This is a genomic window from Agromyces sp. NPDC056965, from assembly GCF_042673425.1.
In the GTDB taxonomy this organism is placed as follows: Bacteria; Actinomycetota; Actinomycetes; order Actinomycetales; family Microbacteriaceae; genus Agromyces.
Map to the genome: position 1 here is coordinate 1 of NZ_JBHURI010000056.1, position 13,461 is coordinate 13,461.

12 protein-coding genes are annotated in these 13,461 nt (G+C 71.6%); 5 read left to right on the forward strand and 7 right to left on the reverse strand.

The features are described 5' to 3' along the window. Window positions 1–197: FGGY family carbohydrate kinase (locus ACFTQE_RS14210; protein WP_376925687.1), on the reverse strand; the 197-nt coding region annotated here is incomplete at its 3' end. An 18-nt stretch (window positions 198–215) separates the two neighbouring features. Further along, complete coding sequence (locus ACFTQE_RS14215) at window positions 216–1,670, reverse strand: nitrate/nitrite transporter (RefSeq protein ID WP_376925688.1); 1,455 nt, start codon at window positions 1,668–1,670, stop codon at window positions 216–218. Between the two features lie 230 nt (window positions 1,671–1,900). On the opposite strand from ACFTQE_RS14215, the gene ACFTQE_RS14220 reads away from it, so the two are divergent. Then, complete coding sequence (locus ACFTQE_RS14220; RefSeq protein ID WP_376925689.1) at window positions 1,901–2,941, forward strand: DUF2804 domain-containing protein; 1,041 nt, start codon at window positions 1,901–1,903, stop codon at window positions 2,939–2,941. Window positions 2,942–2,998: 57 nt separating this feature from the next. Here ACFTQE_RS14220 and ACFTQE_RS14225 read toward each other — a convergent pair whose 3' ends face one another. Then, the gene (locus ACFTQE_RS14225; RefSeq protein ID WP_376925690.1) at window positions 2,999–3,958 is read right to left on the reverse strand and encodes a DUF389 domain-containing protein; all 960 of its coding nucleotides are present in this window, start codon (window positions 3,956–3,958) and stop codon (window positions 2,999–3,001) included. 128 nt (window positions 3,959–4,086) lie between these two features. On the opposite strand from ACFTQE_RS14225, the gene ACFTQE_RS14230 reads away from it, so the two are divergent. Beyond that, a complete protein-coding gene (locus ACFTQE_RS14230; protein ID WP_376925691.1) occupies window positions 4,087–4,506 on the forward strand; it encodes a hypothetical protein in 420 nt (139 codons plus the stop codon). Between the two features lie 2 nt (window positions 4,507–4,508). Here the strand turns inward: ACFTQE_RS14230 and ACFTQE_RS14235 are convergent, their stop codons facing one another. Next, window positions 4,509–5,159: a TetR/AcrR family transcriptional regulator gene (locus ACFTQE_RS14235; protein WP_376925692.1), complete on the reverse strand. Its 651-nt coding sequence runs from the start codon at window positions 5,157–5,159 to the stop codon at window positions 4,509–4,511. An 88-nt stretch (window positions 5,160–5,247) separates the two neighbouring features. Between ACFTQE_RS14235 and ACFTQE_RS14240 the strand changes: the two genes are divergently transcribed. After that, entirely contained in the window at window positions 5,248–6,192 is a 945-nt protein-coding gene (locus ACFTQE_RS14240) for a carbohydrate kinase family protein (RefSeq protein ID WP_376925693.1), read from the forward strand. Window positions 6,193–6,208: 16 nt separating this feature from the next. Here ACFTQE_RS14240 and ACFTQE_RS14245 read toward each other — a convergent pair whose 3' ends face one another. From ACFTQE_RS14245 to ACFTQE_RS14255, 3 genes are read right to left on the reverse strand one after another with little or no spacing between them, the layout of a single operon-like run. Continuing rightward, window positions 6,209–6,754 (reverse strand): GNAT family N-acetyltransferase, encoded by a 546-nt coding sequence (locus ACFTQE_RS14245; protein WP_376925694.1) that lies wholly within the window; start codon window positions 6,752–6,754, stop codon window positions 6,209–6,211. A gap of 16 nt (window positions 6,755–6,770) precedes the next feature. Beyond that, window positions 6,771–8,330 (reverse strand): SLC13 family permease, encoded by a 1,560-nt coding sequence (locus ACFTQE_RS14250; protein ID WP_376925695.1) that lies wholly within the window; start codon window positions 8,328–8,330, stop codon window positions 6,771–6,773. A 27-nt stretch (window positions 8,331–8,357) separates the two neighbouring features. Further along, window positions 8,358–10,088 (reverse strand): threonine/serine exporter ThrE family protein, encoded by a 1,731-nt coding sequence (locus ACFTQE_RS14255; RefSeq protein WP_376925696.1) that lies wholly within the window; start codon window positions 10,086–10,088, stop codon window positions 8,358–8,360. Between the two features lie 112 nt (window positions 10,089–10,200). On the opposite strand from ACFTQE_RS14255, the gene ACFTQE_RS14260 reads away from it, so the two are divergent. Both ACFTQE_RS14260 and ACFTQE_RS14265 read left to right on the forward strand, forming a co-directional pair. Beyond that, a complete protein-coding gene (locus ACFTQE_RS14260; RefSeq protein WP_376925697.1) occupies window positions 10,201–11,922 on the forward strand; it encodes an MFS transporter in 1,722 nt (573 codons plus the stop codon). Further along, window positions 11,919–13,442, forward strand: coding sequence for a leucyl aminopeptidase (locus tag ACFTQE_RS14265; RefSeq protein ID WP_376925698.1), 1,524 nt, complete (start codon window positions 11,919–11,921; stop codon window positions 13,440–13,442). Before ACFTQE_RS14260 ends, ACFTQE_RS14265 begins: the two co-directional genes overlap by 4 nt. The last annotated feature ends 19 nt before the right edge of the window (window positions 13,443–13,461 follow it).

Sequence of the window (13,461 nt, forward strand, 5' to 3'; positions counted from 1 at the left end):
GTATAAGAGACAGCGCGGCAGGCGTCGATGGTCTTGTCGAGGATCGCGTTCGCATCCTGTTCGACCACGCCCGCGACGGGAGTGCTGACACGGAGCGGGCGGTACTCGAGCGCGTGCACGAGTCCGTCGGCCGTGACCCACGCCGCACGCGTGCCGGTGGTTCCTTCGTCGATCGCGAGGATCGCGGGTGTCGTCATGTCGGATGCCGCTTCGCGTTACTTGGCGGCCAGGACGGATGCCTCGGCGGCAGCTGCCTGCGCCGCGGCGTCGCTCTTGAACTGCGGGGCGTTCTGCTCCTCGTCGGGGCTGATCGCGGTGCGCGTCGGGTCCCACTTGATGATCGAGCAGATGATGAAGGCGAGGAGCGGCACGACCGAGAGGATGAGGAACGTCGGGCCGAGGCCGATGCCCTCCTTCAGCAGCGGGAAGACGAGCAGGCCGAGGGCCGCGCCCGCACTTCCGATCGCGCCGATGATGCCGTTGGCGCCGGCCCGCAGCTCGCTGCGGAACGAGAGCGTCGAGAGGCTCTTGCCGTTGGCGCCCGGGCCGCCCGAGTGGAACAGGATGAACAGCGACGGCACCACGAAGGCGAGCCACAGCGGCATCGACTCGTAGAAGAAGCCGAGCACGACGAGCATCAGGAAGACCGCGCCGAAGCCGATCGCCGATGCCCGGCGCAGGCCGAAGCGCTTGCCGATGACGGGCGACATGAAGCCGCCGATGATGCCGAAGACGTTGAACACGAGCGCGCCGAGCGTCGCCACCACGAAGTCCTCGCCGAACAGCGCGATGCTGATGATCGGCAGGTACCAGCCGACGGCGAAGTACTGGATCGACTGGGCCATCTGCACGGTCGCCGCGAGCACCGTGCGCGGCAGGTAGATGCCGCGGAAGATGAGCGCGACGTTCGCGAAGCCCTTGGTCGCCTGGTTCGTGACGGGGATGCGGTCCTCGACGGGGGCGGCCGTGAAGCGCTCACCGTAGATCTTCGTCATCGAGGCGGCGGCGCGGGTGAGCTTCTCCTTGCGGGCGAGCCAGGTGGGGCTCTCGACCATGAAGGTCGCCTGCAGCACGAAGAGCACGAGGGCCACGAGACCGGCGGTGCCGACCGAGTAGCGCCAGATCGAGTCGCCGACGTTCAGGTTGTAGAACATGATCGCGAGCACGAGGTTCGAGCAGACCGCGACGTACCAGATGCCCTGCCAGGTGTTCAGGCGGGCCTTGAAGCGGGCGGGGGTGAACTCCGCGAGCAGCGCCATCGCGATCGCGAAGTCGATGCCGTAGGCGGCGCCGACGAAGAAGCGGCCCGCGAGCACCATCTCGAAGCTCGGGGCGAAGGCGGCGAGCATGGCTCCGGCGAGCGCGAGCACCTTGGCGATGAGGAGCGGCGGGATGCGGCCCCACTTGTCGGCGAGCCATCCGCCGATCGGGTTGAAGGCGATCGCGACCCACGAGGCCATCGAGGTGAGGATCGCGACCTGGGTGGCACTGAGTTCCATGTCCCTGGTCATCGGTCCGAGCCCGGCGGAGAGCGCCGAGTTCGAGAACGCGTCGAGGAACAGCCCGCTGAGCGCGAGCCACCAGATCAGGCCCGCTCGACCGCCGATGCGCGAACGTGCATCGATAAAGGAGATGACGTCGCTGACGCCTCTCAGAACATGTTGTGCCACGTGTCCGACCTCTCTGTCGGGAAACCCTGTCAGAGACGCGCACAACCGAAAAAAGGGCAGACGAAAACCTCCAACAGGAGGTCTCCATTCTTACCCTATTGCTCCCGACCGTAGCCGACGCCGCGGCGTCCGTCAAACCCCGCGGAGACCCCGCCGCTGCCGCGGAGTCGCGCGTGCACCACTCCCCCTTCGGCGGCCGTACACTGGCCGACGACGCACGAGGAGGTGCCGTGGACGACGCCCGAACCGCTCTCACGCACGAGCGCGAGATCACCGAACCCGTCTCGCTGACGCTGCCGAACGGCAGGCTGAACCCGGCGGCCGTCGGGTGGACGCGGCATCCGCTGCACGACACCTCCGGCATCCGGCCCGGCGGCACCGGCACGGGCCGCAACAAGCGATGGGAGTACTGGGGCATCACGACCCCCGACCACATCGTCGCGGTGACGGTCGCGATGCTCGACTACGCGACCCTGAACCAGGTGTGGGTGTTCGACCGGGCCACCTCGACCGACATCGACGCGAGCGCGATCACGCCGCTCTCGCGCGGCGTCGACCTGCCGGGCTCGCTCGGCGAGGGCGATGGGGCGCAGCCCGCCATCGCTCGGGTTCCCGGCATCGAGACGACGATCACCGACTCGAGGGCCGGCACGCGTATCGTCGCGACGACGAAGCGAGTCGCGATCGACATCGTCGCCGAACGGCCCGAGGGGCACGAGGCGCTCGGCGTCGTCGTGCCGTGGAGCGACACGAGGTTCCAGTACACCGTGAAGGATGTCGCGCGGCCCGCCCGCGGCACGGTCACGATCGACGGGGTGACGCACGAGCTGCCCGCCGGTGAGAGCTGGGCGGTGCTCGACCACGGGCGCGGCCGCTGGCCGTACTCGATGCGCTGGCACTGGGGCGCGGCGTCCGGCATCGAGCACGGGCGACGCCTCGGACTGCAGCTCGGCGGCCTGTGGACCGACGGCACCGGGTCGACCGAGAACTCGCTCTCCGTCGACGGCCGGCTGCACAAGCTCGGCGCCGAGCTCGACTGGCGCTTCGACCCGAGCGACTGGCTGCGGCCGTGGTCGATCACCGGTGACCGGGTCGAGCTGACGTTCACGCCGTTCCACGACCGGTACACGAAGACGGCGCTCGGGGTCATCCACTCCGAGACGCACCAGTGCTTCGGCACCTACCGCGGCACCGTGACCGACGACTCGGGTGCCGCGGTACCGGTCGAGGCCCTCCTGGGCTGGGCGGAGTTCGTGAAGAACCGCTGGTAGCGGCATCCGGTCGATGGGTCGGCTCGATGGGTCGGCTCGATGGGCCGAGCGTTCGGCTCAGCCGCGCGGCGTGAGCAGCTCGCGCTGCCGCCGCCGATACGCACGACGCTGCACCAGGAGCTGCACCGAGAGCGTGAGCACGCCGCCCGTGACGATGGCGACGAGGTTCACGATGAGCTGCACGGCGGCGCTGCCGGCCGGCCCCCACTCGCCGGCGGCGATGCCGACCGCGATCGCACCGGCCGCAGGGATCGTCGTGACCGAGATGAGCACGCCGATGAGCGCGCCCGACTTCGCCGAGGTCAGTGAGAGCACCCCGGCGATGCCCGCGAGGAAGCCGACGACGTAGCTGAGCGGGCCGGGCTCCCAGATGAACTGGGTGAGCGGATGACTCGCCGCGAGCGGGGCCGCCGGGAACACCCCGATCGCCTGCTGCAGCAGCGCGAAGCCGATCGTCACGACGATGGCGCCGGTGTAGCCGATCAACAGCGTCGCTCCCGAGCGCCAGACCACGCGAGGGCGACGTCGCACGATGCCGACCGCGATCGCGGCGAGCGGCCCGAAGTCGGGTCCGACCACCATCGCGCCGACGATGAGGATCGGCTGGTCGGTCACGACGCCGACCGCGGCGATGAGCGTCGCGACGGTCATGAACACGAGGAACGTCGCCGAGAGCCGCACCTCGTCGTCGGTGCGCGCCTCGACCTCCTCCCATACGACCGCGTCGTCGTCGTTGCCGAAGACGGCCGCGGCGCTGCGGCGGCGCCGGCGGCCGAGCTCGAGGTCGACCGACTCGATCGCGATCGATCCCCGCTGGTCGAGGCCGATGTCGTGCAGCTGCGCGAGCAGCCCGCTCGCGGCGTCGCGATCGACGTCGCAGAGGAGCACGTCGCCCGCGGGGTCGAGGCCGGCGCCGGGCAGGGCGATGAGGTTCGAGACGGGCGAGTCCGGGGCACGCAGCACGCCGTCGACGTCGGCGCGCAGCAGCGGCGGAACGATCATCCTCAGGTGCAGCACCCCGCCAGTCTGGCGCGATCGGATGCCGCGGCGGCCGCGCCGCGCTGCGTCGCCCGCGTCCGGACGTGGCGGTCTCGGCCGGGCGCTCGGCCTTGACAGCCGGGGTGCGCCGTGAATGGATGACAGTCGTGAGCGAAGCGACGAGCACGGATCGACCGACCGAGGGCGATCGAACGAGCCACGTCTGGTACCACCTCGCGATCGGATCGGTGGCCGGCGCCGCCGTGATCGGGTTCGCGATGCTGCCGCCGGAGATCGTCGGCGTCGTCAGCTTCGTCGGGGTCCTCCTCGTGGTGGCGATCGACCTCATCGCGCGCAGGCTCACGCCCGCATCGCTTCGTCCGCGCCTGCGGGGCGGGGCCATCCCGTATCTCGTGGTCCTCGTCGTGGTGACCGCGGGGTCGTTGATCGGGGCGGCGACCGTCGTGCACGGCGACGACATGATGTGGCTGGCCTGGGTGCTGGCCGGGGTGGTCTTCCTGGTCGCGCTGCTGGGAGCGTGGGCGCTTCACGGACGCCCTGCTCAGACGGCGGGTGCTCCCAGCTGAGCTCAGCCGCGAGCCGGTGCGAGGAGCCCGTCGAGCAGGCGGTCGAGTCCCCATGCGAACGCCGAGGGCTCGGCGCCCTCCGCGACGAGGTGCTCGGTCGCCTCGGTGAGCGGGTGGCTCGCGGCATCCGACCACAGCGCACCGGCCGTGCTGGGCGCGGCGGCATCGGCCTCGACGGCGCGCTCGGCCGCGTCGAGGGCGGCGACCCCGAGCACGTGGGCGCGAACGGCGTAGGCGGCGCGAGCGGCGTCGGCCTGCGGCATCCCCTCGGCCATGAAGCCGGCGATGAGGGTCTCGTTCAGGCCGAGCGCGTGACGCCCGTCGAGCGGGCCGCTCGTGACGAGCACCATGGCCCCCGTGTGCTCGGCGATGCGAGCGCGCAGCGCGGTGGCGAGCGCATGCACGCGAACGCGCCAGTCGACCGCGGGGTCGGCGGCGGCGGCGAGGTCGAGGCTCGACAGGAGCTCCTCGACCATCGCCCGCAGCAGCGCGTTCTTCGAGGGGAAGTAGGTGTAGATCGCCGTGGGCGTGAGGCCGAGCGCCGCAGCGACGCCGCGGACGGAGACGGCGGCGAAGCCCTTCTGCTCGAGAATCTCGAACGCCGCGTCGACGATGTCGACCTGGCTGACGCTGCGCCTCGGTCCGGGTTTCATGGTGCTCCTCGTGGGTCGACCCTCAAGGCTACCGGCGCGGTGCACCCCCGGCTGACGGGTTGGCGTCGCGACGCGTACGATCGTGCGCATGACTCGACCCGCCCACGTGACCGTCATCGGCGACGCGCTCATCGACGAGCTGCGCGATCCGCGCGGCGCTCGCGAATTCGTCGGGGGTGCCGCCCTCAACGTCGCGGTCGGGCTCGCCCTCCTCGGCGAGCAGGTGACGCTCGTCGCGATGCTCGGCGACGACGAGCCGGCGACGCGCATCCGCTCGTACCTGCGCGACTTCGGCGTGCGCATCGTCGAGAGCCCCTCGGAGCACGGCACCTCCCGCGCCGTCTCCGACCGCACCGACGGCGAGCCCCGATACGAGTTCAACGAGGCCGCGCAGCGGCGCCGCATCCGCTTCGACGACGCCACGCGTGCCGCGATCGACGAGGCCGACCTCGTCGTCGTCAGCTGCTTCCCCTTCGACGACGCCGAGCAGGCGGCAGAGCTGCGTGCCGCGATCGCGCGCCCCGGCGAACGGCTCGCGATCGACGGCAACCCGCGCGCCGGCATGCTGCGCGACCGCGAGGTGTTCCTCGCGAACTTCACCGACGCCGCTCGCGATGCGCTGCTCGTGAAGGTCGGCGACGAGGACGCCGACCTCCTGCTCGGTGCCCCCCTCGCGGATTTCGTCGAGCGACTGCGCGCATCGCCGGCGACCGCAGCGCCGTCGGATGCCGCGGCACCCCGCTCCCCGGCCGTGCTCGCCACGGCGGGGCGAGACGGCGCGACGCTGGTCGACGGCACCGACGAGGTGCACGCGGGCATCGTCGAACTGCCCGGAGCGGTCGTCGACACCATGGGCGCCGGGGATGCGACGCTCTCGGCGGTCGTGCACCACCTCGCGGTGCACGGGGTGCCGAGCGACGTGAGCGGCTGGAGCGCCGCGCTCGAGTCGGCGATGGGGATCGCCGCCGCGACAGTGCGTCACGAGGGAGCGCTGCTGCGGGTGCCGACGCACCAGTCGGAGGGCGGGAGCTGACGAACCGGCCGGCCGCTCAGCGCACGAACCGCGCCTCGAGCACCTGCCAGAAGTCGTCGACCTTCGAGGTGCCGTCGAGCTCGAACCCGTTCCGTCGGTAGAACGCATGCGCCCTCGGGTTGTCGGCGAGCGCCCAGAGGTAGGCCGGCCGATCGCCGATCGCCGTGTCGAGCAGCGCCTGCCCGACACCCCCGCCGTGGAACTCGTCGAGCACGTAGAGGCCCTCGAGCTCGAGGTCGCGCGGCCCGTCGGCGTCGCGGCCGGTGCTCGTGTTCGCCCAGCCGACGACCTCGCCACCGTGCTCACCCCCGTGCTCACCACCGACGACGGCGACCCAGATGCCCATGCGGTGGAATCCCTCGGGCGGCGGGAACACGTCGTTCGCGATCGCGAGGTTCGTCGTCCAGGCCCTGATGCGGTCGGCGTACGTCCACCCTTCGACCTTGTCGCGCGGCACGCGGCCGGGCTCGACGTAGGTCGTCTGGTGGCTGCGCCAGTGCACGCGGGTGATGCCGGGGGCATCGGCGATGACGGCGGGGCGGATGAGGTACCGATCGGGCATGGGCTCCATCCTGCCGTCAGAACGGCCAGATGAGCGGCACGTAGAACACCGCGACGACGAGGAACAGCAGGAGCAGCGGCAACCCGAGCTTCCAGTAGTCGCCGAAGCGGTAGCCGCCGGGCTCGAGCACCATGGTGTTCGCCGGCGTGGCGACCGGCGTGAGGAAGGACGCTGCGCCCGCGACCGTGAGCGCCATCAGGAACGGCAGCACCGAGACCCCGAGGTCGGCCGCCACGACGACCGCGACCGGCGCCACGATAAGCACGGTCGCGGTGTTCGAGATGAGCTGGCCGAGCACCATCGTGAGCGCGCAGATCGCGAACAGGGCGAAGTACGGCGAGCCGTCGCCGACGAGACCGAGCAGGCCGTCGGCGATCAGCGCAGCCGTGCCGGTCGAGATGAACGCCGTCGACAGCGGGATCATGCCGGCGACGAGCACGACCGTCGTCCACGAGATGCTGCGGTAGGCCTGCGTCGGGCTGACCACCCTGGTCAGCACGAGAGCGGATGCCGCTGCGAGCCCCGCGATCGCCGGCGGCACGAGTCCCGTGGCGAGCAGCACCACCATGACGCCGAGGATCGCGATCGCCCGCTTCGCGCCCGCACCGAGCGGCACCGCGCGGCGCATCGTCGCCGGGTCGTCGACGACGAGCACGTCGGGGCCGGCGGTGTTGCGCTCGAGCTCGCCCCACGGGCCGGTGACGAGGAGCGTGTCGCCGGCCTGCAGCAGCGAGTCGGTGCCGAGGAGGTCCTCGCCGCCGCGCTGCACGGCGAGCACGACGAGGTCGCCGCTCGGCGTGCACATGCCGGGGAAGAGGTGCAGGCCGATGAGCGACGAGCGCGGCGCCACGACGACCTCCGTCACCCCCTCGCGCACGCTGATGAGCTCGGTGCCCTCGGGCAGGTGGTACTGCTCGCGCAGCGTGCGCGCGTGCGCGCTCACGTCCTGCGGCAGGCTCGTCGCGACCCGCTCGGGCAGCAGGCGGCGGCCGAGGAGGGAGACGATGAGCAACGTGCCGACGACGAGCGGCACTCCGACAAGACCGAACTCGAAGAAGCCGAACGGGCGCGCGCCCGCGTCGACCGCCGCCTCGCTGACGATGATGTTCACGGGCGTTCCGGTGAGGGCGAGGAGCGACCCCGCGTGCGCCGAGAATGCCAGCGGCGTGAGCATCTGCGACGGCGCGATGCCGGCGCGGGTCGCGACGACGACGACGACCGGGATGAGCGCGGCGACTGCTCCGTTGACGCTGATGAGCGCCGTGACACCCGCGACGAGGAGGCACACGACGAGCAGCAGCGGCCCGCGCTTCGTGCCGGCCCGACCGATGACCTGCTGCCCGGCCCAGGCCGTGACGCCCGTCGAATCGAGTGACTCGCTCACGACGAAGAGGGCGGCGATGAAGATCACCGTGGGGTCGCCGAAGCCGGCGAGCGCCTGCCCGAGATCGAGGATGCCAGTGACCCACAGCGCCACCGAGACGCCGATCGCGACGATGCCGAGCGGCACGCGGTTCGACATGAACGCGATGATCGCGAGCGCCAGGATGACGAGCGTCGTCGCGACTGGGTCCATGGGCACAGACTAGCTGCGAGGCATCCGCTACAGGAGTGGGCCGCGCGACGAACGCAGCCGAGCCGTGACGGCGGATCCGGCGAGGATGCCGAGCGCGATCGCGACCATCGTCGACGCCGTCGTCACGAGGGTGTCGGCACCGGCCTGGTCGCCGCCGAGGATCGTGGCGACGCCGACGAGCCCGATCGCCCCCGGCACGAGCAGCCAGAACGCGGGCAGGAAGCTCACGACGGCGGGCGGGCCGGTGCGCTGCCGGGCCACGAGCACCGCGACCGGCGTCATCACGAGGGCGCCGACGAAGGCCGAGAGCACGCCGCCGAGGAAGACGTCGCCGATCACCTGCGCACCGTAGGCCGAGTAGAGCACCAGCAGGATCCAGATGATCGAGTCGCGGCGACCGCAGTTGTAGACGACGATGCCCACGCCGAACACGGCGACGGCGATCCACGGCGCGATCGGACCGATCGGCTGGGACGCCGTCGTGAAGTCGATGCGCGGCACCCCGACGAGTGCGGCGGCACCGACGATGCCGACGGCGAGCAGCACGAGCTGCATCGTGCCCGCTGCGAGCCGGCCCCCGCCCGACATCATCTGGCCCGTCGCGAGCTCGATGACGCCGGTCGTGAGGAGCGAACCGGGCAGCAGCGTCACGAGCGGTGCGATGAGCGCCGGCAGCACGCCGGGGTCGAGCCCCGCCCTGATGAGCAGGAACACCGCGATCGAGACGCCGAACGCGATCGCCACGGTCACGAGTGCCTGGTAGTCGCGCGAAGCCCGGGCGGAGAGGAGCTGGGCGGCGCCCGCGAACACGCCGAGCACGGCGGCGACCCCCGCCCCCGCCCACGAGGCCCCGAGCAGCACCGAGAGCCCGGTCGAGAGCAGCGCGTACGCCACGACCCGTTGCACGGGCGAGTACGGCAGCGGCTGTTCGCGAAGCCGGCGGATGCGGTGCTTCGTCGTCGCCGGGTCGATCGCACCGGTGCGGGCGGCCTCGACCGTGCGGTTCAGCTCGTCGATCTGCGAGAGCGTGAGCTTGCTGTTGCCGCTCGCGACGGCACCGGTGCTGAGCTCGCCGACGCCGCGGGCCGACACGATCAGGGCGGTCGGGAAGACGATGATCTCGGTCGCCGGCGCGGCGTTCACCGTGGCGATGTCGAGGAGGGCGGTGTGCACGGTCGTCACCGAGTAGCCGGCGTCGATCATCGCCTCGCCCACCGATTCCATCGCGGCGAGCGTGACCGCGGGCGGCGGGGTGGTGCCCGGTGCCGGCCCGCCCGGCGTGAGCACCCCCGTGGCGAGGGGGCCGGTCTCCGTCGCCGCCTCCGTCGCACCGGGCCGGCGGATCGCGAAGAGCACGGCGGCGCTCGCGAGCAGCACGAGCGCCGCGATGATCCACGACCAGGGTGAGCCGGTATCGTCGAGCACCGCGGGCGGCACGGGTTCGAGCACCGGCGCCGGCGACGGCGTCTCGGTCGGCGGCGGCGGCGTCTCGGTCGCCGGCGCCTCGGTGGCGGGTGCTTCGTCGGTCGGCGCCGGCTCCTCGGTGGGCACGGGTTCGACCGTCGGGGTCGGCTCGGGTTCGGGCTCGGTCGGGGGCGGCGTCGATTCGACGGGTTGCTCCGTCGGCACGGGCTCCTCGGCGGACACCGCCGCCCAGGCCGCGATCGGTGCGGCCACGAGGCCGCCGATGCCGAACCAGACGGCGACGCCGACGCCGAAGATCGCGATGACGATTCGCACGCGCCCCCCGGCTGACATGTCGCTCACTGTAGTCTCGGCCGCCGAGCGGTCTCAATGCCCGTGCCGTATCGCCGATGACCGTTGTGTCGCTACTGTGAGCAGAAGCAGCCGGGAACTCGGGGGGACGTTCATGAGCATGCAGGCCGAAGCATCCGTCGCCGCCCCGATCGCGAAGACCTCGTGGCTCGCGCTCATCGTCGTCGTGATGACGCAGATCCAGGCCTCGTTCGCGGTGAACGCGCTCACGGTCTCGATGGCGGGCATCACGACCGACCTCGACACCCCCGCGAGTTCGGTCGGCACGGCGATCACCGCCGGCACCTTCGCGATGGCCGCCTTCATCCTGCTCGGGGCGAAGGTCGGGTCGCGCTTCGGCAGCCGCGGCGTGTTCCAGATCGCCGTCGCGATCCACGGGGTGGCCATGCTCGGCGTCGCGCTCAGCGTCTCGCCCGCCATGCTCTTCATCGCGCAGGCCTCATCCGGCGCGGTCATCGCGCTCATCGCTCCCGCGCTCACGGTCTTCATCGCCACCAACTACCACGGGCCGCAGCAGGGCAGGGCGATCGGCCTCCTCGCCGCGGCGATCCCCGCGGCCGGCGTGCTGGCGCTCCTGCTCGCGGGCTGGTTCGCGAACACGATCGGCTGGCGCTGGTCGTTCGTGCTCATGGTCGCCCTCGCGGTCGCCAACCTGCTGCTGAGCTTCAGGCTCAAGCGCGTGCCCGCCCAGCCCGGCCTCTCGATCGACTGGACGGGCGCGATCCTCGCGGCGGTCGCCGTCATCCTGCTGAGCTTCGGCTTCTCGGGGCTCTCGACCTGGGGCGTGTGGCTCGCGACGAGCCAGGCCCCGTTCGACATCCTCGGCATCTCCCCCGCGCCGCTCCTCGTCATCGCCGGACTCGTCGTCGGCCAGGTCTTCTTCTCCTGGCTGCGACGCCGAGGGCGCGAGGGCAAGCCGAGGATCTTCGACCTGCGCGTGCTCGCGACCGGCTCCGAACGGGCGATCACGGCGTGCATGGCGATCATGCTGTTCGTCGGCACCGCGGCGAACTTCCTGATCCCGCTCTACATCCAGGTCGTGCAGGGCCGGTCGAGCATCGAGACCTCGTTCTCGATCATCCCCTACACGCTGTCGATCTTCCTCGCCTCGACGTTCGTCGCCTCGCTCTACGGCCGGTTCACGCCGCGGGCGATCGCGAGCGCCGGCTTCGTCGTCGTGGCGTCGGCGCTCACGCTGCTCGCGTTCACCGTGCGCGGCGAATGGAGCCAGGGCTTCGTCGTCGCCGGACTCATCCTGCTCGGCCTCGGTCAGGGCGCGATCGTCGCACTCGTCTTCAACACGCTGCTCTCCTCCGCACCGAAGCAGCTCGCCGGCGACGTCGGCGCCTGGCGCGGCCTCGTGCACAACCTCTCGGGCAGCGTCGGCATCGCGGTGGCCACCGCCTTCGCCGTCGGCATGCTCTCGACGCTGCTGCTGAGCGGCGCGCAGGAGCACCCCGAGATCTCCGACGAGCTCATCGCGCAGGTGAACATCAACGAGGCCGACTTCCTCACGAACGAGCAGCTCGCGGCCGTGCTCGAGTCCCGGGCGAGCGGCCCGCAGCTCGATGCCGCCATCGTGGTCAACGCCGAGGCACGGCTGCAGGCGCTCAAGGTCTCGCTCCTCGGACTCGCGGCGCTGTCGCTGCTCGCGATCGTGCCGGCGACCCGCATGCCCGGGCGACGCCGCGACGAACTGCCCGAGAAGCTCGAGCCCGACGACGACGACCCGATCGACCCCGTCGACCTCGACGACGTCAACGACCTCGATGGCCTCGGCCTCGACGACCTCGACCGGAAGGAGGCGCTGCCATGACCCGCGGCGCGAACAAGCTCATCCCCGACGACTTCGACGCGGTGTCGTCGCTCGCCGACTCCCCCGCGGTGGCGCTCGACGAGACGCTCGCCGACATCGAGGCGACGGGCGTGCTCGTCACCACTCCGGTGGCCGCCGCCGAGTCGATCGGAGGACTCGACCAGGCGGCCTGGGAGCGCGCCGGATTCGAGGCGAAGCCCGGGCAGACCCTCTTCATCCCGGGCGGCGACCCGGTCGTGCTCGTCGGCGGCGGGCCGGCCGCCGAGCTGACGGTCAACGGGCTGCGCGACGCGACGGCGGCCCTCGTTCGCGCAGCAGCCAGGTTCTCGCGCGTCGGGTTCGAGATCCCGGCGCTCGGTGCGCTCGACCGTGCCGCAGCGGGCCAGGCGATCGCCGAAGGCGCGGCCCTCGCCCGGTATCGCTACACGGGGCGCTCGACGACCCCGCCGCGTGCATCGCTCGAACGGCTCGCACTGCGCGTCGGCGATGTGCAGCCGTCGACCGGCGATGCCGCGGAGCTCGCCGCCGGCATCGAGGTGGGTCTCGTCACCGCCCGAGCGGCGAACGTGGCGCGCGACCTCGCGAACACTCCTCCCGGCCACCTCACCGCGACCGACCTCGCCGACGTCGCGGTGTCGCTCGGCGCTCGATTCGGGTTCGACGTCGAGGTGTTCGACAGGCAGCAGCTCATCGACCTCGGCTGCGGGGGGCTCCTCGGCGTCAACCGCGGCTCGATCGAGGAACCCCGCATGGTGAAGCTGCGGTACACGCCCGCCGGCGCCTCGACCGGGCACCTCGGGCTCGTCGGCAAGGGCATCATGTACGACTCGGGCGGCATCAGCCTGAAGCCCTCCGACCCGATGCACCTGCTCATGAAGATGGACATGGGCGGCGCGGCATCCGTGCTCGCCGCATTCACCGCGCTGCGGGCGCTGCGGGCCACCGCGACCGTGACCGGCTGGCTCATGTGCACCGACAACATGCCGTCGGGCTCGGCGTACCAGCTGGGCGATGTGCTGACCGCCCGGAACGGCACGACCGTCGAGGTGAAGAACACCGACGCCGAGGGACGGCTCGTGATGATGGACGCCATCGCCCTCGCGAACGAGGAGGGCGTCGACACGATCATCGACATCGCGACGCTCACGGGCGCCGCCCTCATGGCGCTCGGCGCCTCGACCGCCGCGCTGTTCGGCAACGACGAGACGACGCTGGCCTCGGTCGAGCGGGCCTCGGCGGCGACCGACGAGCAGGTCTGGCGGATGCCCCTCGAGCGCCGGTACCGCAAGCAGCTCGACTCGGAGGTCGCCGACCTCTCGAACCTCGGCGGCACCTTCGCCGGCGCGACGACGGCGGCGCTCTTCCTCGACCACTTCGTGGGCGCGACGCCGTGGGCGCACCTCGACATCGCGGGCACCATGCAGTCGGATTCCGACGACTCCTGGCGTTCGAAGGGCGCCACCGGATTCGGCACCCGCATCCTCATCGACGTGGCGCGGGGCTTCCAGCCCGCGCGCTGACGCGGAACGGAGGTCGCGA